The organism is Dyadobacter soli, from assembly GCF_900101885.1.
Classification (GTDB): Bacteria; Bacteroidota; Bacteroidia; order Cytophagales; family Spirosomataceae; genus Dyadobacter; species Dyadobacter soli.
In genome coordinates, this window is the sequence record NZ_FNAN01000011.1 from 232208 (window position 1) to 257327 (window position 25120).

Annotated in this window: 26 protein-coding genes; 20 read left to right on the forward strand and 6 right to left on the reverse strand. The window is 47.6% G+C overall.

Annotated features, from left to right (window positions below):
* Nucleotides 1–222: 222 nt before the first annotated feature.
* Together BLQ88_RS19550 and BLQ88_RS19555 are read left to right on the forward strand one after the other, a co-directional pair.
* Nucleotides 223–1149 (forward strand): helix-turn-helix domain-containing protein, encoded by a 927-nt coding sequence (locus tag BLQ88_RS19550; protein WP_090153586.1) that lies wholly within the window; start codon nucleotides 223–225, stop codon nucleotides 1147–1149.
* 188 nt (nucleotides 1150–1337) lie between these two features.
* On the forward strand, nucleotides 1338–2036 hold the full coding sequence (locus BLQ88_RS19555; protein WP_090153588.1) for an NADPH-dependent F420 reductase: 699 nt from the start codon (nucleotides 1338–1340) through the stop codon (nucleotides 2034–2036).
* Nucleotides 2037–2121: 85 nt separating this feature from the next.
* On the opposite strand, the gene BLQ88_RS19560 is transcribed toward BLQ88_RS19555, so the two are convergent.
* Nucleotides 2122–2463, reverse strand: coding sequence for a winged helix-turn-helix transcriptional regulator (locus tag BLQ88_RS19560; RefSeq protein WP_090153590.1), 342 nt, complete (start codon nucleotides 2461–2463; stop codon nucleotides 2122–2124).
* A gap of 106 nt (nucleotides 2464–2569) precedes the next feature.
* On the opposite strand from BLQ88_RS19560, the gene BLQ88_RS37370 reads away from it, so the two are divergent.
* The 18 genes from BLQ88_RS37370 (at nucleotide 2570) to BLQ88_RS19640 (ending at nucleotide 20319) form a co-directional block, all read left to right on the forward strand.
* On the forward strand, nucleotides 2570–2884 hold the full coding sequence (locus BLQ88_RS37370; protein ID WP_262485705.1) for an SDR family oxidoreductase: 315 nt from the start codon (nucleotides 2570–2572) through the stop codon (nucleotides 2882–2884).
* Nucleotides 2814–3107, forward strand: a complete 294-nt coding sequence (locus BLQ88_RS37375; RefSeq protein WP_262485712.1) for an SDR family NAD(P)-dependent oxidoreductase — start codon at nucleotides 2814–2816, stop codon at nucleotides 3105–3107. The genes BLQ88_RS37370 and BLQ88_RS37375 overlap by 71 nt, the downstream gene beginning before the upstream one ends.
* Complete coding sequence (locus tag BLQ88_RS37230) at nucleotides 3067–3315, forward strand: SDR family oxidoreductase (protein ID WP_229212770.1); 249 nt, start codon at nucleotides 3067–3069, stop codon at nucleotides 3313–3315. Before BLQ88_RS37375 ends, BLQ88_RS37230 begins: the two co-directional genes overlap by 41 nt.
* 155 nt (nucleotides 3316–3470) lie before the next feature.
* Nucleotides 3471–4274: an SDR family NAD(P)-dependent oxidoreductase gene (locus BLQ88_RS19570; protein ID WP_090153591.1), complete on the forward strand. Its 804-nt coding sequence runs from the start codon at nucleotides 3471–3473 to the stop codon at nucleotides 4272–4274.
* A gap of 840 nt (nucleotides 4275–5114) precedes the next feature.
* Nucleotides 5115–7754: a sigma 54-interacting transcriptional regulator gene (locus BLQ88_RS19575; RefSeq protein ID WP_090153593.1), complete on the forward strand. Its 2640-nt coding sequence runs from the start codon at nucleotides 5115–5117 to the stop codon at nucleotides 7752–7754.
* A 27-nt stretch (nucleotides 7755–7781) separates the two neighbouring features.
* Nucleotides 7782–9143: a sigma-54-dependent transcriptional regulator gene (locus BLQ88_RS19580; RefSeq protein ID WP_090153595.1), complete on the forward strand. Its 1362-nt coding sequence runs from the start codon at nucleotides 7782–7784 to the stop codon at nucleotides 9141–9143.
* A gap of 357 nt (nucleotides 9144–9500) precedes the next feature.
* Nucleotides 9501–10193, forward strand: a complete 693-nt coding sequence (locus BLQ88_RS19585; RefSeq protein WP_229212761.1) for a helix-turn-helix domain-containing protein — start codon at nucleotides 9501–9503, stop codon at nucleotides 10191–10193.
* Between the two features lie 93 nt (nucleotides 10194–10286).
* Nucleotides 10287–10955, forward strand: a complete 669-nt coding sequence (locus BLQ88_RS19590) for a type 1 glutamine amidotransferase domain-containing protein (protein ID WP_090153598.1) — start codon at nucleotides 10287–10289, stop codon at nucleotides 10953–10955.
* Nucleotides 10956–11059: 104 nt separating this feature from the next.
* Nucleotides 11060–11374: a putative quinol monooxygenase gene (locus BLQ88_RS19595; RefSeq protein ID WP_090153600.1), complete on the forward strand. Its 315-nt coding sequence runs from the start codon at nucleotides 11060–11062 to the stop codon at nucleotides 11372–11374.
* A 3-nt stretch (nucleotides 11375–11377) separates the two neighbouring features.
* Entirely contained in the window at nucleotides 11378–11770 is a 393-nt protein-coding gene (locus BLQ88_RS19600; RefSeq protein WP_090153602.1) for a GlcG/HbpS family heme-binding protein, read from the forward strand.
* Nucleotides 11771–11785: 15 nt separating this feature from the next.
* Entirely contained in the window at nucleotides 11786–12418 is a 633-nt protein-coding gene (locus BLQ88_RS19605; RefSeq protein ID WP_090153604.1) for a DUF2652 domain-containing protein, read from the forward strand.
* A 6-nt stretch (nucleotides 12419–12424) separates the two neighbouring features.
* On the forward strand, nucleotides 12425–13111 hold the full coding sequence (locus BLQ88_RS19610) for a DUF2490 domain-containing protein (RefSeq protein ID WP_090153606.1): 687 nt from the start codon (nucleotides 12425–12427) through the stop codon (nucleotides 13109–13111).
* Nucleotides 13112–13306: 195 nt separating this feature from the next.
* On the forward strand, nucleotides 13307–13966 hold the full coding sequence (locus BLQ88_RS19615) for a hypothetical protein (RefSeq protein ID WP_090153844.1): 660 nt from the start codon (nucleotides 13307–13309) through the stop codon (nucleotides 13964–13966).
* A gap of 33 nt (nucleotides 13967–13999) precedes the next feature.
* Entirely contained in the window at nucleotides 14000–16147 is a 2148-nt protein-coding gene (locus tag BLQ88_RS19620; protein ID WP_090153608.1) for a xanthine dehydrogenase family protein molybdopterin-binding subunit, read from the forward strand.
* A 29-nt stretch (nucleotides 16148–16176) separates the two neighbouring features.
* A complete protein-coding gene (locus BLQ88_RS19625) occupies nucleotides 16177–16626 on the forward strand; it encodes a (2Fe-2S)-binding protein (RefSeq protein ID WP_090153610.1) in 450 nt (149 codons plus the stop codon).
* 95 nt (nucleotides 16627–16721) lie between these two features.
* Nucleotides 16722–19022 (forward strand): sensor histidine kinase, encoded by a 2301-nt coding sequence (locus BLQ88_RS19630; protein ID WP_229212762.1) that lies wholly within the window; start codon nucleotides 16722–16724, stop codon nucleotides 19020–19022.
* A gap of 280 nt (nucleotides 19023–19302) precedes the next feature.
* Complete coding sequence (locus BLQ88_RS37555; RefSeq protein WP_090153613.1) at nucleotides 19303–19485, forward strand: antibiotic biosynthesis monooxygenase; 183 nt, start codon at nucleotides 19303–19305, stop codon at nucleotides 19483–19485.
* A 45-nt stretch (nucleotides 19486–19530) separates the two neighbouring features.
* Nucleotides 19531–20319, forward strand: coding sequence for a DJ-1/PfpI family protein (locus BLQ88_RS19640; protein WP_090153615.1), 789 nt, complete (start codon nucleotides 19531–19533; stop codon nucleotides 20317–20319).
* 66 nt (nucleotides 20320–20385) lie between these two features.
* Here BLQ88_RS19640 and BLQ88_RS19645 read toward each other — a convergent pair whose 3' ends face one another.
* The 5 genes from BLQ88_RS19645 to BLQ88_RS37380 form a co-directional block, all read right to left on the reverse strand.
* A complete protein-coding gene (locus tag BLQ88_RS19645) occupies nucleotides 20386–21330 on the reverse strand; it encodes a bestrophin family protein (RefSeq protein WP_229212763.1) in 945 nt (314 codons plus the stop codon).
* Between the two features lie 93 nt (nucleotides 21331–21423).
* Nucleotides 21424–22212, reverse strand: a complete 789-nt coding sequence (locus BLQ88_RS19650; RefSeq protein WP_229212764.1) for an SDR family oxidoreductase — start codon at nucleotides 22210–22212, stop codon at nucleotides 21424–21426.
* Between the two features lie 12 nt (nucleotides 22213–22224).
* Nucleotides 22225–23592, reverse strand: coding sequence for an NAD-dependent succinate-semialdehyde dehydrogenase (locus BLQ88_RS19655; RefSeq protein ID WP_090153620.1), 1368 nt, complete (start codon nucleotides 23590–23592; stop codon nucleotides 22225–22227).
* A gap of 102 nt (nucleotides 23593–23694) precedes the next feature.
* Complete coding sequence (locus BLQ88_RS19660; RefSeq protein WP_090153623.1) at nucleotides 23695–24504, reverse strand: SDR family oxidoreductase; 810 nt, start codon at nucleotides 24502–24504, stop codon at nucleotides 23695–23697.
* Between the two features lie 317 nt (nucleotides 24505–24821).
* Nucleotides 24822–24947 carry a hypothetical protein gene (locus tag BLQ88_RS37380; protein ID WP_262485706.1) on the reverse strand — a complete coding sequence of 42 codons (126 nt, stop codon included), beginning with the start codon at nucleotides 24945–24947 and terminating at the stop codon, nucleotides 24822–24824.
* Between the last annotated feature and the right edge of the window lie 173 nt (nucleotides 24948–25120).

Consider the following 25120-nt stretch of genomic DNA (forward strand, 5'->3'; position numbering starts at 1 on the left):
ATTCCCTGGCTGCATATGAAGCCGCACAAGTAGCCATCAATCGCTCATCATACCGTGCAGATGGGCACGTTAAATTGTAATTCGATGTTTGTTGCTGTTAAACCCATTTGCAAAACCATAAACTCATATGACAGTTGAGCTTAATATGGCAAAGCCTTGCCGCAAAACAGCTAAAATTCGGGTGAAGAAATGGCTGATCTTTGGGGCTAACGAAACAAGTTCATGAAAGAGAGTAAAATAGCCATTATCAACAAGCGGACGCTCTCAGAGATACACCGCGACCACGGTTTGCCGGCTCCGGCGCACCCATTGATCAGCCTGATCGACTGGCCGAAACATCAGATACCCAAAAACAATTTTTCCGGCGCTGTCGTCTCGGGGTTTTACCGAATCACCTGCAATTTCGGCATGAGCGGCAAATCCAAGTATGGACAGGGTTACTACGATTATTCAGATGGTGGGATGACTTTCGTTGCGCCTACCCAGGTTATTGGCGCATGCGCATATGATGTAGCCGACTCCTGGTCGATGTTCACGCTGTTGATCCATCCGGATTTTCTCTGGAATTATCCGCTGGCAAAGAAAATAAAGCAATATGGATTTTTCTCCTACAACACCAATGAGGCCTTACACCTTTCCGAGAAAGAGCAGGCAACACTTGTCACCATATTTAAGAACATTGGCGAGGAACTAGACAGCCGGATCGATGAGGTGAGCCAGGATGTGATCGTTGCACAAATCGAATTGCTGCTGAGTTATGCCAACCGCTTTTACAAACGGCAATTCATAACCAGAAAGATAGTTAACAGCGATCTTTTACAAAAGATGGAGGACATTCTGGAAGAATACCTGACGGGCGACAAGACGCTGAACGATGGCATCCCGACGGTGCATTACCTGGCCGAACGTTTAAACGTATCGCCAAGCTACCTGAGCGATATGGTGCGGTCGGTTACCGGCCAAAGTGCGTTGGGGGTAATCCACCAAAAACTTATAGAAAAAGCAAAAGAAAAATTATCGGGCACCAACCTCTCAGTCAGCGAGGTTGCTTACGACTTGGGATTTGGGCACCCGTCGTCTTTCACCAAACTATTCAAGTCAAAAACGAAGTTATCGCCACTGGATTTCAGAAAGTCGTTTAACAACTAATGATGATTTTCAGACCAGTCCTGACGCTAGGATTGTTTGAATTGCAGCCAAATAAGCCAACACCGACAGCCTTAAAATGGCAATGAATAACCTCAAAACGGCAAATTTCCGAAGCATTTAGAAGCTGACCTTTGTAAAGACCCTTTGTAAGGGGTGTAGAGAAGGTTAAACTAAAAGTTGAGGAAAAAATGAAAATTGGAATTTTGAATACCGGAAACATCGGGGCCCGCCTGGCAAGGGCATGGGCTGCTGCCGGACACGAACTGATGATCGCGCAGGATGGTGATTTTTGGAAATTAGAACCGCTGCTCGAAGAATTGGGCGACAAGGCCAGGTATGGCTCGATCCGGGAAGCTGCTGAATTCGGCGATGTCCTATTATTTTCCGTTTATTGGCCAAGGCTTGATGCAGTTGTGAATGCAGCAGGGAATGCTTTGGATGGTAAAGTGATCATTGAAACGATGAACCCACGGGGCGTCAACGCTCAATTTGAACACTACCATGACCTGGATTTCATGCGGGACAATTCTACTGCGGAGGTTTTGCAGGCACGGCTGCCAAATGCCCGGGTAGTTAAAGCATTCAATATCTTACCGGCACCTGTGCTGGAAGCGGCGGCATGGTCAGGCTCACCGCTGCAACCCAATATACTTTATGCGAGCGACGATCAGGCAGCGGCTCAGCTTACCCGAGGGCTGATCGTTGATGCGGGGTTCAAACCAGTAAATGCAGGCCTTCTCAAAGCTGCCCGTTCCATTGAGCAGCTCGGCGTGTTGATGCACCATGTTGCCAATCACGAGTACGCAGGAGATGCTGACCTGGTCCGTTTGGGTGTTTCCGTCATTGAAGCAAATCCCGGCCCCATCTTTCGGGAGGGATTAGTTTGAAGATCACTGTTTGCTGCGCTGATACATCCATGTAATGAAACCAACAAAGCCTTCAAGGTCGTCGATCTTGAAGGCTTTGTTGGTTTCATTCACTCATAATTACCTCTCTGTGCTTTGCGCCCCAATCTGAGAGGTCATAAATGATGTTCTGCAAGGACCAACCATATTCGGTCAGGTTATATTTTACTGAAACAGGCTGGGTATCCAGCACTGTGCGCTTCACGAGCTTATTCTGCTCTAATTCCTTTAACTCCTTGCTTAACTGCTTGTTGGAGATCCCGTCGAGATCATTCAGTATCTCTGAAAATCTTCTTTCGCTGTAATAGCACATAGATGAAATGATGGATATTTTCCATTTTCCATTCAGGACGTACATGGCGTCGTGGATCGCCCGGATGTCTCTTTTGTGGCAAGGTTCTTCTGTCATCAGTTACTTGGTTACCGGATATATACTGTTACTTTTGACCATGAAGTTACTAAAATATACCAACCCGCACTAAGTTTGTGGAAGTAATATTTTAACAAACAAGAAAATGGATTTCACAAACAAAAATGTAGTCATAACCGGAGGCAGCCAGGGCATTGGCCTCGCTACGGCAAAAGCGTTTATTAACGCAGGAGCAAGTGTATGGATAACCGGCAGAAGTGCGGCAAATCTCGATAAGGCGGCCGACGAGATTAACAGCGGCAATTTGACAACTGTCGTGTCCGATACTTCAAACCTGGATGGGATTTCCGCATTAGTAAAGGTTATTGAAGAAAGCGGGAAAAAGCTGGATGTGCTTTTTTCTGAATGCCGGAACAGCCACGTTCGCCCCGATTGCAACTGTTACCGAAGCGGACTTTGATGCGCAATTCAACACCAATGTCAAAGGTCATTTCTTTACCCTTCAAAAGCTGATGCCACATCTGGCTGACGGATCTTCGGTGATATTTACATCTTCGGGGGTAGCAACAGGCGCAGCGGTAGGCACCGGGGTTTATTCAGCAACCAAAGGGGCTTTGAACAAGATCGCACACATTGCGCTAAATGAACTGGCTGAAAAGAAAGTACGTGTCCAATATTGTTAGTCCAGGCCCGATACAAACGCCTGGTCTGGATAGCGTTGCGCCACCAGAAGCAGTAGCATACCTGGCTTCCACAACTGCGCTTCAACGGGTCGGAACTGCCGAGGAAATTGCAGGCACCGTGCTGTTCCTCGCTTCCGATGGGGCAGCCTACATCAACGGCGCAGACATCGCTGTCGATGGCGGTTTTATCCAGTACCATTTAAAGTAGTAAGCAAAAGAGTGCCCTAAAACTTAGCCCGGACCGGACGACTTCGCTTCTTCCTGCTCCGGGCTAAAATTTTTCTGGCAAAGCAATACGGTAAAATGGCAAAGCCCGCGGCCACGCATTTGCGGAAATTTGTCAAAACATTAAATCAATAAATCATGTCAACAGAAATTGAAGCAACGAATGTAGGCCTGGCCGCTCAGCCGTTATCGAAAAAGACCGCATTGGTAACCGGCGGATCACGGGGCATTGGCGCGGCCATTGCCAAACGGCTCGCAGCCGACGGCGCATTAGTCGCCATTACCTATAATGCAAGTAAAGGTGCAGCAGAGCAGGTTGTAAGTGAAATCGAGAAAGCAGGTGGCCGTGCCTTCGCAATCTGTGCGGATTTGACCGATGCTGCGGCTATCCCGGCTCTTTTCGAGCAGCTCGACAGTGAATTCAGCAAGCGGACGGGAAGTAATGCATTGCACATCTTGGTAAACAATGCCGGGAACTCCGGTTGGGGCGGCCTTTCCGACGCTACGCCCGAAACCTGGGATACTATGTTTGCCGTTCACGCACGCGCGCCATTTTTTGTCGTCCAGTCTGCATTGAACCGCGTCTCTGACGGTGGCCGCATCATCAACATTTCCTCAGGTGCCGCGACGCGGCCGATGGCAGTAGCGCCGATTTATTCTGCTGCCAAAGCGGCGACCAACAACCTGACTCATTCCCTCGCCATTACACTTGGCCAGCGCGGCATTACAGTGAATGCCGTAGCGCCTGGCTGGATACGTACAGATAGGAATGCGGCCGTGCGTGAGAATGCCGACATGGTGAAGACAATTGAAGGCGATACCGCACTAGGCCGATTTGGCGAAACTTCGGAAATTTCGGCGGTAGTCGCTTTTCTGGCAGGTGATGAAGGGCGATGGGTGACCGGGCAGGTGATCGAAGCCAGCGGAGGATATAAGCTTTGATTCATCGTCTGGTTCTTTCTTACTTGTGTAACCAGCACTTCCCTGGATGCTGATAAACCGGTATCGCCGCGGCGTTACCGCTTTTTTAGCTTAGAGAGATACATAGGTGTAGGAAAATTATGTAATCACCTAGCCAGGTCTAAAAATCCGGTCGTTAAAGTGAAAATTCAATGTCCTGTAGAAAGCTTGCCATTGGTCGCTTCTAGGCATGTTTTATTTCATATTAGGTGAGAGTGTACACCTTAAAATGTAACTTATGCCTTGCTGCAAGCGACCACATTTAAACGGTCGTCTGTAAGGGGGACAAATATGACGAGTGCAGTTCCTATTTTGGTTTGAATCTGAGATTCGGCCTTTCTTTCCCTGAGGATTTTAGAATTATCGTTGGTCGACACAATTGCATTTCACTCGGTGGCATAGAAGTATTCGGTCTAGGCAAATCCTTAATGGGTGAGAGATATAAATTCGAGCAAAGGAATCCTGGCTCGAAAATGCAGGATAGTTTCCTCCAATTCTCGCCTGATGGAGCCGGAAATTATTGTTGTCTGGACCGTTGGAAGCACCCGGGCCCAATAGAAGGACATCCATTGCTAATGTCCACCCACTGTCAAGTGCATTCATGGATCTTTGGAAACTGAGCTATCCAAAGTCATGAAATATCGCGATATCCATTTGGAAATCACGACATTTCATGACAATCGCCTACTTTGAAAGTTGTTTAATATTCTGATTATTAAACAGTTATTTAATGGCAAGGGATTTGTGATTGCTATGTCGTTTGGCAAATCGTTTTTCAAAATCTGCCTCAATTGAAACCCACTTACCTCACCATGAACTGAAATGAAAGAGAGCGAAGACATTCTAAAAAAGATATCAGCAGATCTTTTGTCTGTCAAGCAGATAACTCATCTGGCCGATATATTTAATACGTCGTTGAAGGCTGCACTATCTTACTGTGAGGGGGCTATTTTTTCATTGGACTGTCATGATAATATGCTATACAATTTGATCCAGATGCCCAATCCATTCCGGGAAAGTCCATTCTTTTTACAACATGTTCTCCTCAAAAGCCTGTCTACGGACGAGGTGTTACTGACGGAAGGTAATGAGGACTTCGCCGAATTTCGTATCCGAGACGGATTGCAAACGTGGCGTTTCGGTAAGTATCTCTCTTCGATACCGCCAGTAGGTTCGGCGATAGTTGTATTTCCAATGCGGCAGGGAAATGATTTTATTGGCAACCTATTCCTGTTATTCACGGACGCATCGTCTTTGGGCGACTACGATATTAAGATGCTCATGTTAATATCTGTGAGTATAAATCTGGTACTTATCGACGTTCTTGCGCGCGAGAAGGTTTTGTTAAGCGATAATCTATTTCAGGAGCGGCTACATGAGCGGATGGCTCAACTAGAAGCTTTGGCTTTGTTGGGAAATGCCATCGCGTCGGTCCGGAGTTTTGAGAAATTGCTCGAAATAATCGACAGGTATACCATTAAGTTTATCGGATTCAGGAATACGATGTTCGTTACGCTGAACGACAATCATCCTGCTGATAAGCTGGTATCTGAAATGCATTTTGTTAACGGGGATGCCATGGCCAGGAACAAAATCGATGACGGATTTGTGGATAGGATGCTGCCGGGCGAAGGTCCGGTCATTTACAACATTGAGGAACTTGCAAAAACCAGCCCTCTGCCCGGTTATATGAAAGCAGTCTCTGACGCCGGCATCGTAAAGGTTGCTATGGTTAGATTTTCCGATGCAAAAGATGCTCCGGGCGTTTGGCTCCTTGCTTTTGACCACAATCGTCCATTATCACCAAACGCAATGCAAATGGTAAAGGACGTTGCTAAAATGATTACTTCCGCGACTCAGAACGTTTTCACAAGTCTGGAATATGAACGTCGTGAACTGGAAAAGAATCGTTTGATTCAATTCAGCAATAGCATTGCCTCCATTAGAAACAAGGCTAATTTGGCTAGAACGGTTAAAGATCACCTGCACGATCTTTTTGAAATTGATGACTTTCTACTTTGGTCGCTTTCCGAAGACCATTCGTTCAGATTTCCTGTTCTTTTTGATGATGAATCAATTTTTGCCAGTCACCCGGCATTTAAGGCGCGCACTACCGAGTTCAGGAATCACGATGGGATCTACAATGTTATTCTCGCCGGAACCGGGGTTAGCTATTTTGATGCCTGCGATCTCGAAAAGGCCTATTCGGAACACCCTTATTTTGCAGAGGTAATCGAAACTTCCGACATCAGGGCCATGGGTGGAAGCGTGCTGCGTATAGGTGAAGAGGTGATCGGTTTGCTCACATTTTCGAGCCACCGGATACAATTGGTTAAAGAGCGGGAGGAATTGTATCTGAGCATTTGTTCTCAGCTCGCAATCGTCGCATCCAATATGCTTGCAACGGACAAAATTTCAGCGCAACTGGCAGAAATCAGTAAATTGAAGGAGCGGTTGGAAGACGAAAAAATCTATTTGCAAGAAGAATTGAAAACATCCGCCAATAATTCGGATATGATCGGCAGTAGCCAGGGCATTAAGACTATCCATAAACTTGTTGAGCAGGTTGCATATACCGACAGCACGGTCCTGATCCTTGGCGAAACCGGCACGGGGAAGGAGCTCGTTGCAAGATCGGTACACAATAATTCGCCTAGAAAATCGAAGCTAATGGTCAAGGTGAATTGCGCAGCATTACCGGCTACTCTGATCGAATCTGAACTTTTCGGCCATGAGAAGGGAAGTTTCACCGGCGCATCAGAACGCAGGCTGGGCAAATTTGAGCTGGCAAACCATGGCACATTGTTTCTTGACGAGATCGGCGAGCTGCCGCTGGATTTGCAGGGAAAACTTCTGCGGGCAATTCAGGAAAAAGAAATAGAAAGAGTGGGTGGAAAGGCGGTTATCAAGGTCGACGTTCGAGTGATCGCTGCCACGAACAGGAATCTGGAAAAAGAAGTTGCCTCAGGGAAATTCCGGAGTGATTTGTATTACCGGATCAACATTTTTCCGATCCGCATTCCGCCCCTTCGCGACCGGATCTCCGACATTCCGCTTCTCGCAAGTCATTTCATCTCCAAGTACGCGGCGAAGGTCGGAAAAGAAATAAGATCTATGAATACAAGTACTTTACGAGAATTGCAGCGGTACAATTGGCCAGGAAATATCCGCGAGTTGGAGCATACAATCGAGCGAAGCGTATTGCTTACCAAGGGAGATACATTGAAGACCTTTGACATTCCAGTAGCTAATTCGGATAGGAACGATGAAAGTATGTATCTTGAAAAGAAAATTAAAACGATCGATGAAAACGAACGCGAGCATATTGTGAGGATACTTAAAATGTGCCATGGGCGGGTTAATGGCCATAACGGCGCCGCAATATTGCTCGGGATTCCACCCAGTACTCTCAACTCCAAAATGAAGCGGCTTGATATCAGGAAACGGGAGATGCGGCCTTAGTACCAACACTAGCAACGACAGAAATCCATGGAGGATACACTATTAATCGTCGAGGACCAGTTTATCGAAGCCAACAACCTAAAAATCATTCTTTTAAAGGCTGATTACCATGTCCTGCCCATTGCCAGGTCCGTAGACGACGCACTGGCAATCATCGATAGGCAGGTACCAGACCTGGTACTTCTTGACATCTTTTTGAAAGGTGAGCGGACCGGGATAGACCTGGCACATATTCTCAAAGCGCGCGGAATCGCCTTCGTATACTTATCGGCCAACTCGGACAAAAGTGTATTCACCGCAGCTAAAATGACAGGACCTTACGGCTTTCTGATAAAACCTTTCCGTGAGCGCGATGTGCTGGCAATGCTCGACATCGCGTGGTATCACCACTCGCAAAAAGTGATGGTAAAGGATAATGAGGCCAAGCCCAAAAAGACCTCTAATAATCCTGTCCGCGACAGGGAGCTTAAAAAAATCGTCGGAGAAAGCGGCGCTATCCAGGCCTTATTGAAGAACGTCGAAACGGTGGCGGACACCAATGTGCCGGTGCTACTCCTGGGCGAAAGCGGAACTGGCAAAGAGCTTATTGCCAAGTTCATACATGAACTTTCCGAAAGGCGTTCGGGTAAACTGATAGTAGTGGATTGTGCGGCCATGCCCCCGCATTTGGTCGAGTCGGAGCTGTTTGGGCACGAAAAGGGAAGCTTCACAGGCGCCACGGAAAAGAGGATCGGTAAGTTTGAGCAAGCCGACGGCGGTACGGTATTCCTGGACGAAATTGGGGAACTGCCGCTCGATCTCCAGGTGAAATTTCTAAGAGTTTTGCAGGAAATGGAAATCGAGCCGATTGGCGGCAAGCGGAAGAAGGTCAATATCAGGATACTGGCCGCGACCAACCGTAATCTGGAAGAAGAAATGGCGAACGGAAGGTTCAGGATGGATCTCTATTACCGCCTCAACATTTTCCCTATAAACTTACCAGCCCTCCGGGACCGGAAATCGGACATCATGCCACTGGCAGTTTATTTTCTGGAAATGAACGCCGCAAAATTCGGCAAGAACATTACCGGATTTTCTGACGAAGTACGACAAACCTTAACTCATTACGACTGGCCGGGAAACGTCCGGGAGCTGGAAAATCTCATTATCCGCGCCATTCTGCTATGCCACGGCAACCAGATCGGCGAAGTTCAGGTGCCCGGCCCCTCCGTTACAGGAGAAACAAGCAAGGGCCTGAGAGTTAAAACGATGACCGAAAGTGAAAGGGACCATATTCTGGCTGCGCTCCGGCAATGTAACTGGAAAATCTACGGTCCCGGAGGTGCAGCGGAATTGCTCGCCATTAACGGTTCTACGCTGAAATCGCGCATGAAAAAACTTGGGATATAGAATAGTAAAACTGGTTTGTACTCTGCGATCGAACGGGAACGACATTTCGCCACTTTGCAATAAATAGCGAAATACCGATGTTATAGCGAACCTATTTTTTTAATTAAGTATCTGAAATACAATGTATTATCAATTGGCAAGGATTTTGTAATAGTTAATCTGCACCCAATTGAATATTGTATGATAAGCTATGCGGTTTACCCAAATACTGCTTTTCGGCAGTCACAAACAGCCAGTTGTAAAAGTGAACATCTTGAAATCTATGCGCTCAATGAAGCATATTTTTCCAATCGGCCAGCGATTAGAAAGGATCAGGTCGTAGAAATAATCTGGGTCAGGAAAGGGCGATTGTACATCATGCATGATCTAGAGACCTATAAAGCTGAAGCCGGAACGATCGTGTTCCTGACGCGGGGACAGACCTTTGAAATCAGGTCTTCGGAAGCTATCCTGGATGGTTTGGTATTACGTCTTTCGGCTGGTATAATGCCTGTTGGATCGGATTTACCTTACCCCAATATTGTAAACAGTGCGTCACGAGTTTTTGAAATAGACAACTGGACTACATCCGCTGTCATACGCATTGTCCAACTCATGCGGCGGGAACTGATAAACGCGGGCGGTAAGCAGGACGAAGTTCTCTCGGGTTATCTGAAAATCATGCTCATTTATTTATTCAGACGCCCCTCGGTCACACTGAGATCATCTTTGAGAACGGACATTTCGGTGCTTGCCCGCAGGTTCTTTGATCTGCTCGAACAGCAATACTCCGTCAACAAAAAGGTGAGCGAGTATGCCGACGAGTTGGCCGTCAGCCCGAATCATCTCAACCAGATTATCAAGCAGGAGACCGGAATGTCGGCCGGAGCAAATATTCGCAAACGCCTGTTGGTGCAAGCGCAAAGGATGGCCAACGTCCACGGAATCAGCATGAAGACGGTCGCCTACCAGTTGGGCTTTAACGACGCCGCCCATTTCAGCAAATTCTTCAAGATCGGTTGCGGCTGCAATTTTACCGACTATCGGAAAAGGATCATGGAGAGTGCCTGAGCAGCTGAAATAAAACCAGCTTTCCAACGTGCGTATGCACGCTATCGTTTCGCAGTAATCACTTATCATTCACATTATAGACCCGTTTCAACTATGAAAAAGAAAATTCTATTTGTTGTATCCAGTGCAGATGTCATCGGACCCAAGCACCGCCGCACAGGAAATTTGCTTACGGAAGTAGCCCACCCTTACGAAGCGTTTAAAAAACAGGGATATGACATCGACATCTACAGTGTGAAGGGCGGAGAGGCACCCATCGATATGGTGGAGCTGGACGATCCGACCAACATTGCCTTTCTGAATGATGACGGGGCACAAAAATTTAAAAACACACAAAGCATTGAGAGTGTTACTGTGGATGGGTACGACGCCGTTTTCGTTCCGGGTGGGCTCGCTCCTGTCGTAGATATGCCTGAAAATCAGACCGTTCAGAAGATCCTTTCATCTATGTACGACAAAGGCGGCGTAGTGAGCGCGGTTTGCCATGGCCCGGTTGCATTGATCAACGTGAAGCTCAAAGACGGGTCTTATCTGGTGGACGGCAAAAGCGTTACCGGGTTCAGCATTGCCGAGGAGGAAAATTATGCGAAGGAGGATGTTCCTTTTGAATTGGAAACCGCATTGAAATCACGGGGGGCAAAATATAGCCGCGTAGACCCGTGGCAAGCGTACAGCATTCAGGACGGCAGGCTGGTTACGGGACAAAATCCTGCGTCCGCCAGCGGGGTCGCCGAAAAAGTCATAGGGATTTTGGAAGCCTGAAATATTTAAGAACATCTTCTTCTGTCAGCCGGGGGAAGATGTTCCGGTTTCGTCAATCAGCATTCTGGAACTACCATTCATGATAATTTCAAACTCTAAATCTTATGAGTGCTATCACCACAATTGCCAAATGGGAAGTAAAACCTGGAGAACTGAAAACAGTGCTGAGCCTGCTTTCCCAACTTGCCATCAAAAGTAAAGAAGAAGAGAGTAACCTCTTTTACAATGTACTTCAAAGCAATGCCGATCCCAACCTAATCGTGCTACTGGAAGGCTATGCCGATGAAACGGCGCTGACAAGCCATCGCAATTCCGAACATTTCCAGCAGTTCGTAGTTCAGGAAATTGTTCCAAGGCTCGTTAACCGGGAAGTGATTCTTGCGAGAGAAATAACTTTGGACGATTTTTATCCCAACTAACAAATGGAAATTACAGCAGAACTGGCTCTTGAAATCGCACATCACGCTGCACGTAAGGCCCACGAAATAAAAGTACCCGTAAACATTGCAGTGATCGACACCGGGGGGCATTTGAAACTGTTTTACCGCATGGAAGAAGCCTATCTTGGCTCTATCGACATTGCGATCGGCAAGGCGCGGACATCCATGCTTTTCAGAATGAATTCGGAAGGTGTCGGAAAGTTTCTCGATCCTGAAAAGAGGACATTTGGCATGGTGAACACCAACGGTGGCCTCGTAGCATTTCCGGGAGGAATGACAGTATACCGTCAGGGGCAAATTGTGGCGTACATAGGTGTGTCAGGCGGCAGCCTTGAAGAAGATTTCGCCATCGCAACCGCTGGCAGCGCCGGATAAAAACGACTTACCCTTATGACCGATTCCGAAAATACCCCCCTTTTCAAATTGTCTCTGAGCGAAATCGTTCCTGAGATGGGGACGATTTTCATTCCGGATATTAGTGGCTTTACCCGTTTTGTGCACAATACGGATTTTGCAACCGGTCGCCGCATCACCTACGAGTTGCTTTCGGCCATTATTGATCAGAACAACTTATTATTCAGCATATCGGAAATAGAGGGTGATGCGATATTTTTTTATAAATATGGTCCTCCGCCCTCAGCGTTTGAATTGCTGGAACAATATAAAAGAATGCTCAATGCATTCAACGTGCGGCTAGGCCATATCAACAGGGCGCTGGGTGTGACCTATGATCTGTCCTTAAAACTGATTGCGCATTACGGCCCAGTTGCCGAGTACGATCTCAAAGGTTTCAAAAAACTGTATGGAAAAGCCGTAGTCGACGCGCATGTACTATTGAAGAATGAAGTTGCCAGCCATTCCTATGCACTGTTGACCGCCGACCTGCTTAGCTCGGCAGATCCGGTGAGGCTCGAAGATTTGCCGCCAGGCATTCAGTCGCAAAGTCTTTGCCACAACAATGGAGATATAGTTCATGTATGCTATACGTATTTTGACTTTGCCAAAACCGGTCTTGAAATGTAATTCCGCATGTTAGCAGACATTCCAGCCGTAGGAAAAAACCGAACAAACCATGTGCGCAACCTACACTTATTGGTGAGCCTCTGCATGGCGATAGCCGTTATGCCACGGGTAAAAGCACAGGGGGCCGATCCTTACGCCTTTTGGTTAATGCCGGCAGTCAATTACCAGATTTCGGAAAAACAATATGGTTTTGCACAATTAGGCTGGAACCCCTTACAAAAGCTGATGCTCGGTTATGGAAATTTTATCATCAGGCCCAAGCCCAATTTCGACGTAAACATAGGCTTCATGTACATCGATGTTACCAACCGTGAAGTAGAGGAGTGGACTTTAATGAATGGATTTACCGCTAGGATTCCCGTAGGAAAAATGCTGATCGAAAATAGGGGGCTCGTATGGAACAGGTTTATTACCAATGCCGACGACATGCACTTTTACCGAAACCGTGTGCGATTGATGTTGTCGTTTGGTAATGCGTCGCAATTCTCACCCTATTTAGTAGACGAGTTTAGCTACTCATTTAACAGAGGTGACTTTTCGAGAAACCGGATTGGAGCAGGATGTCTCCTTACGCTATGCAAAAGAGTTGTGCTTGATGTGAGCTATGCACGCCAGAGCGATCGAATTAGCGGGAAACTCAACCTCTTCTTCATAATGGCAACAGTCCGGCTGCCGCCGGGCAAACATCATTGAAATTGACATCAAATCAAATCGAAAGTACATTGAATTGCCCTGTCTTTATGGGGTAATTTAGGGATTATTCAAATGCCTGATCCGCAAACCACCACCACGCCGGAGGCCAGGATTTGCTGTTACGTATAACTGGCGACGTCAGGTATGCAAGCGCCTTTCTCATTTCAAGACCTGTTTCAATTAATAAAAAGGCTTATGAAGAAGATATTCACGCGGCGGCCAGGGAAAGTGATCGTCATTACGGCAATCACATTCGTATTCTATGTGGTCGAGGCAGGCAGGTCGCCGAAGGACGCACTTACAGATGTATCGTCTCACGATAAAGCACTTCCTACCCGCCAGGTTCCGTCCGATGCTGCCGACCGGAGAGCCAATGAATCAAAGAAAGCCTTCCTGGAAGCTTACAGGGTATTTATGCATCCACGATGTATGAACTGCCATCCGAAAGGCGATACGCCGTTTCAGGGCGATGACAGTCATTTACATCCGCAAGGCGTAACCCGGGGACCGGACGGCAAAGGCCTGTATGCGAATAAATGCGCTAACTGCCATCAGCCGCAAACCGGTGAGCTCGAAGGAGAACACATGCCTCCGAGCCATCCGACGTGGCATTTGCCTCCAGCACACAGGAAAATGGTGTTTGAAGGAAAGTCCCCCCGGACACTGGCTGCCAGCTTTAAAGATTCCAGCTTCACAGGTTTCGCAACAATGGAGCGGTTTATCGAGCACGTGGAAACTGACCGCCTTGTCCGTCACAGCTTTACCTACGGAACGAGACCACCACTGTCCCACGCGGAATTTGTAGCTAAAGTGAAAGAATGGATCGAAAAAGGAGCTGTACTCCCCGACAAATAGTCCGGCTTGTAGGACTTAAACCTGATAACCATAATGGAAGATGCACTGAACTTTAACCGGCGTGAATTTTTCAGGGCCGGCGCCGTAATGGCAACGGGGTTGCTCATCCCGTTTTATTCATATGGCGGCAAGAAAGGGCAAGCCGAGCCGGAGAACGGGATGCTAAAACCAAACTCCTACCTCATGATCGGCACGGACGGACACGTCAAAGTGTTGCTGTCCCGTTGCGAAGTGGGTCAGGGCATCTGGACTGCCCTTCCCATGCTGATAGCCGAAGAACTCGATGCAGATTGGCGGAGAATCAGCGCCGAACATGCACCTGCCGCCGTCGACTACTATCACACCATGTATGCCACACAGCGCACAGGTGGTTCTACGAGTGTGGTCTCCGAGTTTGATCGGTACCGCAAGGCGGGCGCCACGGCCCGATACATGCTCGTGCAGGCGGCCGCGGCGCGCTATAAAACAGATATGGCAAGTTGTCGCACAGAAGACGGCCAGGTGCAGATTGGAGAGCGGAAAATCGCCTACGGTGATCTTGTAGAAGATGCGGCGAAACTGGCAATTCCAGCCGATGTGCCGTTGAAAGATCCGGCTAATTGGAAGTTTATCGGAAAAAGCATGAAGCGGCTTGATACGCCCGACAAATGCAGCGGGAAGGCCATATTCGGGTTGGACGTACGCCAACCAGATGCGTTGGTGGCCGTAGTCGCGCGGAACCTGATAGAAGGCGCCCGCATTAAAAGCTATGAACGCGAAAAGGCTCTTGCGGTCCCTGGTGTGAAACAGGTAGTGCCCATTCCGCAGGGCATGGCTGTTCTGGCCGACAATTTCTGGGCAGCAAAACGGGGGCGGGACGCATTGAATGTCCAGTGGGACCTTGGTGCATATGCAGGGCTAAGTAGCGAAGGGATTCTGGCCGATTACAAGAGCCGGGCTGATGAGGGCGGCATCGTAGCCGTGGAGGCAGGAGATGTCGAGAAGATGCTGGGTTCAGCGGCAAAAGTGGTAGCGGTCGAATATTACCAGCCGTTTATCGCACATGCGCCGATGGAACCGTTGAATGCGACCGTAAGGCTCAGTCTAGATAAGTGTGAGGTATGGACCGGTACGCAAACACAGACAGACGACCAGAATGCCGCTGCCGAAATTACCGGATTACCCAAAGAACACGTGTTTATCAATACCATGTTCCTGGGCGGATCCTTTGGCAGGCGAAACATTACCCGTTCCGACTATGTCCGGGAGGCGGTTGAGGTTGCGAAAGCTTCCGGAAAGACTGTCAAAACTGTATGGACGCGCGAAGATGACATTCAGGGTGGACGGTATAGACCCGCATTTCTCCACCGGTTCAAGGTTGGCCTGGACAAAGACGGTAAACCTGTCGCATGGAAGCAGATCAGCGTGGGACAATCAGTGATGACAGGCGGTCCGTTCGAAAAAGTAGCGGTAATCAACGGTGTAGACCAATATTCTGTTGAAGGCATGAAAGATGCTGCACACGTTGCCGCCCTCGCTGATAAGAAAATCGAGGTCAATGCTCCCGTGCTACCATTCGGGATTGACAACTGGCGGGCCGTCGGACTGAGTCACACGATATTTGCTATGGAAAGCCTTTCGGACGAATTGGCCCATGCCGCCGGTAAGGACCCCCTTGATTACCGACTGATGCTTTACCATGACGAACCCAGGCTTGCAAATGTACTAACGCTTGTCAAGCAGAAGAGTGGCTGGGGAAAACAGCTGCCGAAAGGGCGCGGCATGGGCGTGGCCGCCTTCAAAGGTATGGGAAGCTTTGCGGCGCTGGTAGCCGACGTAAGCGTCGATGGCAAATCGGTGAAAGTCCATAAAATGACCTGCGTAGTAGACTGCGGCGTTGCAGTTAATCCTGATGGTATTATAGCTCAGGTCGAAAGCAGCGTCGGACACGGGCTGTCCGCAGCGCTGTACAGCGAAGTCACGTTTAAAAATGGTAAGATTGTCCAGCGCAACTTCTATGATTACAAATCCCTGCGTATAGAGGAGATGCCGGAGGTGGAGACGCATATTGTGCCGAGCCGTGAAAAGCCCGGCGGCATTGGGGAAGCGGCGGTGGGGCAGGTAATGCCGTCCCTGACCAATGCGATTTTCGCTGCAACAGGCAAACGCATCAGGACGCTGCCCGTATACAGCAATATTTAGTTTTGGTTTAACACAAAAAAATATTCGCTATGATCACAGTGAAAGTTAATGGCGTCACTTATGATGTGGACGTGCCGTCGGAAATGCCCATACTGTGGGTACTACGCGATATTCTTGGCTTTACCGGAACAAAGTTCGGATGTGCGGCGGCTCAATGCGGCGCCTGTATGGTTCATCTCAATGGCGCGGGCATCCGGTCATGTATCACCCCGGTAGCCCGGGCCGAGGGTAAGGATATCGTTACGATCGAAGGTTTGAACGACGCGATCGGCAAATCTGTCCAGCATGCTTGGGAAGAAGTCGACGTGCCGCAATGCGGTTATTGTCAGTCGGGACAGATCATGGCGGCGACCATTCTCCTACGCGAAAACCCTTCTCCGAGCGATAAAGACATCGATCACGCGATGTCCGGAAACATCTGTCGCTGTGGAACTTACAAGCGGATAAGAGAGGCCATCCACCTCGCTGCCAGAAAATAAATTTGTATTACCACTTAGATTTGCAAGTAACGGTATTTGGCATTAACTTCCTCTTTCACTTGTCATTATACCTTTGTTCATTAGCCCCCTTCGTTATGAACAGATCACCACTATTACGCAACAGGCTGTTCTATTTGGGATGGCTGTTATGTTCGTACCTTTCACCTCAATTTGCCCGCGCCCAGTTTTTTCCCAGCGAGCCGGTCATTGCGGAAAAACACTTGCCCCATTTAGTGATGTTGGTGCAAAACCCGTCTACATCATACCATGTCCGATCAGACGCGTTGATCGATTTGGCGAATCTATATTACAACAAGCCGCGAAAGCGGTACAAGGACCTGGATAAGGCCATAGCCTATGCGCGCGCGGCGCAGAAGGGGCACGCCGCCAGAAAGGAAAATGATACCTGGCAACGTGCCGCTACGATTATTGCATTAGCCGCCATTGACAAATCGGATTTTCAGCAGGCAGAAACAACATTATTGGAATTGGCAGGAAGTCGTAGGCTGGATTTACAACTCAGACTTGCTTACGCCTATTGCGATGCCGACAACGATTTCAAGGAGAAAGACTGGTTAAGGGCGCTCGCGCTGGCCGACGATGCTGTTGAAAGTGCCAGCCAAATGCACGACACTGTACGGGAAATCCAGGGACGCCAGATTGCCGCGCTCGTGCACGCGAAACAGCAAAATCCCCGGGCTGAAACAGAATTGCTGGAAATTGTAAAAAGATTCAAGAAAGCTAAAAGCACATTCTATCAGACGACGTATATGGCTTTAAGTGAGTATAAATTTTACCTGGGAGATCAATTCAAATCCATGTATTATTCACTTGAAGCCATCCAAGCAATGAAAGGGTCTGGCGACTCGGCTATGGCCGGAGATATTTATGCGAATCACGCACTGATATGCGCGGACAACGACGAATATGGAAACGGGTACAACTACATTCATCTTGCAATCAAGCATTATGGACGGTTAGCTGGACTCCATGATCTTTCCGACGCAAAATTTCTATCTAACGTTGAATATATTTTAGCCAAAACGGATGATTATGAAAGAGACCTTGCACAAATGAGCGTTTTAATTGCAAACACACCGCCTCAGAACCCCTCGGATGAAATTTACCATAACATCATTATGGGCAGGATTTATCGACAAATGAAAAATTTCAATAAATCTGAAACATATTATTTAGCGGCAAGTCGAATAAGTGCAAAACATAAAATACCCAAGCTGGTGCTGACAAAGGGGTTGGCAGAGCTTTACATAGATATGAAGCAGTATGCTAAGGCCGCTCCTCTTCTACACCGGGTGCTTAATTATCAACAATCGCTGCCCAACGGTGATGTATTGCATGCACAACTCATGGCATACCTCGCAGATTCTGCCAAAGGAGACTACTACGACGCTTTAAAGCATTTAAGTGCGTGCAGTACATTAAATGATTTTGAACTGAAAAGAATACGTGAAGAAAACGGCCAAAAACTTCGTGAAATGTTTGAAGCCAAGCAGCGTGAAGACGAGATCAAGATAAAGGACCGGGATATAAGGCTGCTTAACCAGAACGTCAATATGCAACGAGATCGGGTACAAAATGCACGCCTGACAACTTTTACGTCTGTCGCCATTACAGTATTGGTAACTATCATCGCCGGCCTGATCTTTTCAAAATATAATCAGAACATCAAAAGCAGCCGCGAAATCAAAGAGAAAAATGAAATTATTACCAGCAAGAACATCGCGTTAGAACATTTAATCAGTGAAAAAGAGTGGCTCCTTAAAGAGGTAAATCATCGGGTAAAAAATAACCTTCATACAATTATGTGTCTACTAGAGAGCCAGGCCGCATTCCTTGGCAACGACGCCCTGAAGGCATTGGAGACCAGTCAAAACAGAATCTATGCAATGTCATTGATACATCAGAAGTTATATCAATCCGATGATATGCAGACCGTCGATATGCAAAGTTACTTTACTGATTTTCTTAACTTTTTATTCGAATTATTTTCCATCGGTAACAGAGTGACTATCGTGCAAAAGGTGGAGTCCATTAAAATACAAACGGCACTTGCTATTCCTCTGGCACTTATCGTAAATGAGGGTGTAACAAACGCACTTAAATATGCTTTTCCACGGAATCTTCGAGGTACAATTTCAGTCTCGCTTCACAAGGAAGGAAATCAGATGATTTTAGAAATCGAGGACGATGGCATTGGTTGGGATGAGAGCAGCTACAATCACCAAAGTTCGCTAGGAATTCAGCTCATGAGAGGGTTAAGCGAGGATTTGGGCGCCAGGATCGTGTTTGAAAACCGGGGCGGTACCAAGGTTTCGCTCATTCTGAAATATGAAGTAAATGAGCAGGAGAAAATCAGTAATTCGATGTTCGGATAGCAGGGTCTGTTTCTACCTCAAGTGCGACAGATTTTACATTGTCTTATAAGTGATTGTTGTCAAAATTTACATAGTGGACGAACACCCCTGCTTGAATAATAATCCCGTTTTGACATGATCCAGCACTACTTCAGACCGGCAATGCTTGTGGCCGGACTAATTTTAACACTATGTCTTTTGGTCAGCCCGGCCCTGGAAGCCAAAAACGTCAGGTCAGCGTCCACTGAACCGGAACGCATGGCGCGCTCTTGCTGCAAAAAAGGACCGGCCACTTACAATTATGTTATTTGTAGACGCCAAATCAGGCACTCAACAGCAATTCAGAGACCTCTATTATAAAGCAATGCCGCACTTCCGTGCAGAGGCCGGTGTGATAACATATCAGCTATCTGAAATCGAGGGCCGCGATGCGCAATTCGTATTACATACCTTGTTGGAGATCGCCCCAATGACACGCGAATGATAACAACGAACAAACAACATCTTTACCACTTTAAATTCAATCCTGATGAATAAGAAACTTCAACTTACCGCAAGCCTGTTGATTCTTTTAAATGCCGAATTTTCAAACGCGCAGAATAACGTAGTCCAGCTTGAAATTATCAATCAGCTTTCTTCCAACGCGTCCGTTGCATCTATGCCTGTATCTCAGCTGTTAAATGCACCAGGCAACGAAGGGTTAAAAGCATTTTTCTTTACACCTGTGAAAAACAACACTATTTTGAAAGGCAAGCGGCTGGCGGTAATTGCTGCCGACGGCTTTGAAGAAATAGAAATGCTTGGCCCGGTCTGGTATTTTCGCCAGCTGGGTGCAAAGGTTGATATCGTGGCGCCTAAATTCAATCCTACCCCGGAAAGATACGGCCTCAGCACACCTGAAATGGCAAAAGACCACATCATGGCCATCCAGTATCTGAATCCCGTCGGATGGGTGAAGGTCGATCGTACCGCGGATCAAATTAAAGTGGACGAATACGACGCCATTTTTATCCCCGTCGGAGCCTGGAATCCGGACAATTTGCGGTTCGACAAAGATGTGTTGCGGTTTATCAAGGAATTCAACAAATCCGGAAAGTTGGTTGCCGCGATATGTCACGCGCCCGTTGTACTGGCGTCAGCCGATATCCTGAGAGGAAGAAGGCTCACTGGTTACTGGAACGTTCAGGCAGATCTGGTAAACGCCGGCGGAATTGTTTCCGATGTGCCGGTCATGGTCGACGGAAACCTCATTACCAGTCGCCATCCTATCGACGTAGCCGACTTCTCAAGGGCAGTCGAGGCTTGGTTGACAAAATAGTATAGCCAAAAATGTCCGAGGACCGCCAGTTCGTGGCGACTCCCGGACGGGCAGTGTCAACCTTCATCAAAATAAGATAGATTTCTTTGGCCAGACCGGTTCTGGTAAATCAACCTCACCGAGTATTTCCAGGATCTCAATTTCAATGGCGCGGCAAATGGAGAGCATAGGTGTGTCGTTGTGTAACCCCTCGAAAGGATTTTCAGAATAGTCACCAATCATTTCCATGGTGAGATAAACCCAGCCAATAATGACGCCAATGGGAATGCTCAGCCAAATTTCCAATCTGTTTTTGGCCAGTTCACCTATTATGCCAAATGGCAGCAGGAAAATAAAAATGCACACGAACAAAAAGCTGAAAGTCGCGTATTTTCTTGGGAAAGGGGTTTGTTTAATTCGTTCAAGCCTGCCCAGACTATCGTAAAAGTTGCAGACGATAGTCTGAATTTCCATCTGTTGGATCATGCTGATTTGGTTGTTGTCGAGCAGCATCTGAATTTGTTCCATCTGCGTATTCAGAATTTGCAGCGCTTTGTTACTGTACACACTCAGATTGTCATTTTCTTCCACGGAAAGATAATTTCGGCTATGAAATGCATCCAGCTCCTCCCTGAATTGCTCGCCTAACCTGGAACGCCGGCGCCTGTTGGCATTGCCGACTCCCCAAGTATTATGCAAACTCACGTGTTCCCAGGGCGCAGGGACAAGTAACTGCTCGCGCATTTGATAGAGGAATGCAATGTGCCGAAAAGCGACGGTCCGTCTTATGGTTTCGCTGGAATGAACACCAGGCTCACCCGATTGGTAATACCGGATCATTCCGGCGAACTTGCGGCTGTCGTTAGTGATCTCGCTCCATATCTTTCGGGCCTCCCATTGGCGGTCGTAGGATTGGTTATTCTTAAATCCAACATAAAAGGCCACCGCTGTACCTACCAATGGAAGAACCAACCAGGGGATAACCACGTATTTTCCACCAAAGAAATGAAGCGTGATGGCCACGATTGTCATCCAGCACGCGAGCCATATGATGTAATGTCCGGTAAATTCCAGAATCGATTTGGCCGATAGAAACTTTCTGACAATCATGTCTGGCGAGAAAGTTCAGAATTCCTGTGCGGTCGGTCTAATTACAATTTCATTAATGTCCACATCGGCAGGCTGCTCAATCGCGAAAGCGATCGCACGGGCCACAGAAGAAGCCGGAATAGCCATCTTATAGAACTTTTTGACGTTAACTGAACTCTCTGCATGGCTGGTACCGTGCTTTAATTCAGACTCTACCGCACCCGGCGCTATAATCGTCGTCCTAATGGTGGCATCCAGTTCATGTCTCAACCCTTCGCTGATCGCACGCAACGCAAACTTGGTGCCACTGTAAACGGTGCCGCCAGGACTAAATACCTTGATCCCGGCAACCGAGCCGAGATTGATAATATGTCCCGATTTTTGTTTTTGAAAAACCGGTAACACGGCTGCTATGCCATAAAGTACACCTCTGAGATTAATGTCTATCATGTCGTCCCATTCATCCGTGCGCAACTCTGTCATAGGCGCAATCGGCATGATACCTGCATTATTGATTAACACATCCACTTTCCCGTAAGTATGCAAGGCTGCATCTATGAGTGCCTGAACATCTGTTTTTCTGGTCACGTCAACAGCCTGATAAATCGCCGAGCCTCCATTCGAAACGATTTCTTTGACAATGTTTTCCAACAGATTGGTCCGTCGGGCGCCGAGGACCAACATTGCTCCCTGCTCGGCGAGGTGTCTGGCAGTCGCCTCCCCCAAGCCGCTACTTGCACCGGTGATTACCACCACTTTATTCTTTATATTGCTTTCCATTTCTAAAATTTTAGTTGGGTTCAAAAACAGGCGCAAAATGATCAAATTGGGGTTGGCCTACCTGATATATATCGTCTTGATGTTCATGAATTCATGCATTCCGAAATCACCAAGTTCGCGGCCGTAGCCGGAAGTTTTAATGCCACCAAATGGAAGACGTGGGTCGGACAGCACACGGTGGTTTACATAGCTCGATCCGGCCTGAAGTTTGGTGGCGGCTATACGTTCTCCCTTTGCTATATCTTTCGTAAACACCGCCGACCCAAGGCCGAAAACGGTGTCGTTTGCTATCCGAATGGCGTCCTGCTCATCCTCGGCGGTGATAATAGATGCCACAGGCCCGAAAAGCTCGTCGTCGTAGGCAGGCATTCCGGGTGTTACCGAGGTCAGTATTGTAGGAGGGTAAAATGCATTATCCCCTGCCGGCACCTTACCTCCGAGAATGCATTTCGCGCCTTTTTCAATGGAATGCAATACCTGGCTGTGCAACTCGTCACGCAAATCTGCACGTGCTTGCGGGCCCACATCCGTGTTCGCATCCAGCGGATCACCCATGCGCTTAGCCTGCATTTTTTTACGAAACAAAGCGGTAAACTCTTCGACGATCGATTTCTCGACAATAAATCTCTTGCCTGCTATGCAACTCTGCCCACTGTTGATGAGCCGACTTTCCACACAGGATTCTGCTGCAAGTTCCAGATCTGCATCTACTAGGATTACATACGCGTCACTTCCGCCCAACTCCAATACCGTTTTTTTCAGAACGGATGCGGCGGTGGTGGCAACCCTTATCCCGGCATTCGTGCTGCCTGTTAGTGTTACAGCCTTCACAAGCGGGTGTTGAATGATCTTCGCGACATGTTCGGCACCGATCAGAAGTGTTGAAAAGATGTTCTTGGGAAACCCGGCCTGGTTCACAATCTCCTCGATTGCCAGGGCGCAGCCCGGCACGTTGGACGCATGTTTCAGAACGCCGTAATTGCCAGCCGAAAGCGCTGGCGCCAGGAAACGAAAAACCTGCCAGAATGGAAAATTCCACGGCATTACCGCTAAAATCATTCCGATTGGCTGGAAGGAGACGTAGCTTTTTGAAGCTTCGGTTGTTACCAGCCTGTCGGCCCGGTGTTGTGCACCATATTCGGCATAGTACTCACAACAAACCGCGCACTTTTCTATTTCGGCTTCTCCTTGCGTTACCGGCTTACCCATTTCATTGGCCATTAGCACGGCGAGTTCCTTTTTCCTCTTTCTGAGCACAGCGGCCATGTTTCTTAGAAGCGAACCTCTTTCATCCGCTCTCGAATTACGCCATGCTTTCCAGGATTGATTGACAAGGGCAAGCTTTTGGAATGAATCATCGAGGCTTAGTTCATTGTAAACTTTAATCTCTTCACCGGTAGCCGGATTAATTGAAACAATTCCCATAATTTTTGTTAGTTAGAGGGATATAGAATGTACGTTGTGCTCTGAACAGGCTTGCAGATATTGAATACGCGTGAGACTTGCAAAAATCAGGTCTCACTTTTTCTATATAGTGTTTAGCCATGCCTTGGCGTGCAAATCTTTCAGCATATCCTCGACAAATGGCGGAAATACATTTCTAAACTTGCCGGTTTCGGCAGGGATGACCCGCACCATTTCATCAATCATATCCTGCGGGTTTAGTTTCCAGTCGGGAACGTTGACCTGCGCATCGATAGAAGCTTGCAAATCGGCCGTTTTTGTAAAGTTTGTTTCGTTCAGCCAGCGGAAAGACGTTTCCAGCATCCTTTCGTTGAAGCCTGTAAAAAACGCACCCGGGTTGATCGTTTGCACCTGAATCCCAAAAGGCGCCAGTTCTTCCTTCATCGATTCAGCTAACGCTTCCAATGCATGCTTGGTGGAACAATACACGCCAAAATGCGTGGGCGTAAACAGGCCGCCCATCGACGACAACCATATTACCTTCGCTTTTTTCTTCTCCTTCACAAACTTTGCAATAAACTTCTGCGAGAGAACCAACGGAGCGAAAACGTTGGTTTCAAAATTTTTCTTCACCAGTTCTATGGGAGTCTCCGACACCGGCCCTGTCTCTCCGATCCCTGCATTGTTGACCAGAATGTCTATATCCCATCTAAGCGCAGAATTGACATCGAATGGATCTAGAACATCCAGCCGTATCACGTGCAGGTTATTTTCCAGGCCCAGCTCTTTTACCTTGTCGCGCAGCGTAGTAACCTGCGGATCGATTTGCACACCAGCTATTACCTTGTGCCCCTGCCTGGCCAAGCCAATCGCAGCACCTTCCCCAAGTCCAGAGCCTGCACCCGTGATCAGAATTGTTTTATTTTTCGGCATAATTGAAAGGTTGTGTTAGATATTGAATGATGACCATTGAATTACTGCCCAAAATACCGGGATAACTCGGTCAACTTCAATGTATATTTTGCCCGTATTTATGTCAAATTCAATGATTTATAAAAATGGCCAACTGGGGTTTTGGGGAATTGATATTTCAATTTGTGCGGCGAACGAAGAGGTTGACAACAGGGTTTTATTCCTTAACCCGGGGGGCAAGTATACTATCTTTGAGTGTTGCAGCTCGATTCAAGTAATACGGTGAATGATTAGGTGAGTGGCATAATTTGCGATGTATGGTATTGATTGTCAGATTTTTACTTTAACGGACGAGTATTCAGGATCGGCAGGCGCGGCACATCGTTGATCAGGCCGGCAATCAACACATATAGAAATATCGCAATGGTGAGAATTTTCCTCCAAAACTGCTTGAAATAATGCATAGAGGTTGCAATGGTTAGGGTACGCAAAGGTAATCGCCAGATGCTTTCTTGCTTAATTTTTATACAGGTTTAATGGGAAGCTAAAACAACGTTTGAAGTTATCGATGTGAACCTCATGTAGGCTTCCCTGGAATTGTAGGCTTCCCTGGATTGACCAAGGCTGATTTTAACCA

Excerpts from the sequence above, each read along its gene's own strand:
- BLQ88_RS19550 (WP_090153586.1), top strand. The coding sequence starts at position 223 with ATGAAAGAGAGTAAAATAGCCATTATCAACAAGCGGACGCTCTCAGAG.
- BLQ88_RS19585 (WP_229212761.1), top strand. The coding sequence starts at position 9,501 with ATGCATGATCTAGAGACCTATAAAGCTGAAGCCGGAACGATCGTGTTC.
- BLQ88_RS19595 (WP_090153600.1), top strand. The coding sequence starts at position 11,060 with ATGAGTGCTATCACCACAATTGCCAAATGGGAAGTAAAACCTGGAGAA.
- BLQ88_RS19640 (WP_090153615.1), top strand. The coding sequence starts at position 19,531 with ATGAATAAGAAACTTCAACTTACCGCAAGCCTGTTGATTCTTTTAAAT.
- BLQ88_RS37380 (WP_262485706.1), bottom strand. The coding sequence starts at position 24,947 with ATGCATTATTTCAAGCAGTTTTGGAGGAAAATTCTCACCATTGCGATA.
- BLQ88_RS19605 (WP_090153604.1), top strand. The coding sequence starts at position 11,786 with ATGACCGATTCCGAAAATACCCCCCTTTTCAAATTGTCTCTGAGCGAA.
- BLQ88_RS19580 (WP_090153595.1), top strand. The coding sequence starts at position 7,782 with ATGGAGGATACACTATTAATCGTCGAGGACCAGTTTATCGAAGCCAAC.
- BLQ88_RS37555 (WP_090153613.1), top strand. The coding sequence starts at position 19,303 with ATGTTATTTGTAGACGCCAAATCAGGCACTCAACAGCAATTCAGAGAC.
- BLQ88_RS19560 (WP_090153590.1), bottom strand. The coding sequence starts at position 2,463 with ATGACAGAAGAACCTTGCCACAAAAGAGACATCCGGGCGATCCACGAC.
- BLQ88_RS19660 (WP_090153623.1), bottom strand. The coding sequence starts at position 24,504 with ATGCCGAAAAATAAAACAATTCTGATCACGGGTGCAGGCTCTGGACTT.
- BLQ88_RS19645 (WP_229212763.1), bottom strand. The coding sequence starts at position 21,330 with ATGACAATCGTGGCCATCACGCTTCATTTCTTTGGTGGAAAATACGTG.
- BLQ88_RS37230 (WP_229212770.1), top strand. The coding sequence starts at position 3,067 with ATGAACTGGCTGAAAAGAAAGTACGTGTCCAATATTGTTAGTCCAGGC.
- BLQ88_RS19620 (WP_090153608.1), top strand. The coding sequence starts at position 14,000 with ATGGAAGATGCACTGAACTTTAACCGGCGTGAATTTTTCAGGGCCGGC.
- BLQ88_RS37375 (WP_262485712.1), top strand. The coding sequence starts at position 2,814 with ATGTGCTTTTTTCTGAATGCCGGAACAGCCACGTTCGCCCCGATTGCA.
- BLQ88_RS37370 (WP_262485705.1), top strand. The coding sequence starts at position 2,570 with ATGGATTTCACAAACAAAAATGTAGTCATAACCGGAGGCAGCCAGGGC.
- BLQ88_RS19570 (WP_090153591.1), top strand. The coding sequence starts at position 3,471 with ATGTCAACAGAAATTGAAGCAACGAATGTAGGCCTGGCCGCTCAGCCG.
- BLQ88_RS19575 (WP_090153593.1), top strand. The coding sequence starts at position 5,115 with ATGAAAGAGAGCGAAGACATTCTAAAAAAGATATCAGCAGATCTTTTG.
- BLQ88_RS19630 (WP_229212762.1), top strand. The coding sequence starts at position 16,722 with ATGAACAGATCACCACTATTACGCAACAGGCTGTTCTATTTGGGATGG.
- BLQ88_RS19600 (WP_090153602.1), top strand. The coding sequence starts at position 11,378 with ATGGAAATTACAGCAGAACTGGCTCTTGAAATCGCACATCACGCTGCA.
- BLQ88_RS19555 (WP_090153588.1), top strand. The coding sequence starts at position 1,338 with ATGAAAATTGGAATTTTGAATACCGGAAACATCGGGGCCCGCCTGGCA.
- BLQ88_RS19625 (WP_090153610.1), top strand. The coding sequence starts at position 16,177 with ATGATCACAGTGAAAGTTAATGGCGTCACTTATGATGTGGACGTGCCG.
- BLQ88_RS19615 (WP_090153844.1), top strand. The coding sequence starts at position 13,307 with ATGAAGAAGATATTCACGCGGCGGCCAGGGAAAGTGATCGTCATTACG.
- BLQ88_RS19590 (WP_090153598.1), top strand. The coding sequence starts at position 10,287 with ATGAAAAAGAAAATTCTATTTGTTGTATCCAGTGCAGATGTCATCGGA.
- BLQ88_RS19610 (WP_090153606.1), top strand. The coding sequence starts at position 12,425 with ATGTTAGCAGACATTCCAGCCGTAGGAAAAAACCGAACAAACCATGTG.
- BLQ88_RS19655 (WP_090153620.1), bottom strand. The coding sequence starts at position 23,592 with ATGGGAATTGTTTCAATTAATCCGGCTACCGGTGAAGAGATTAAAGTT.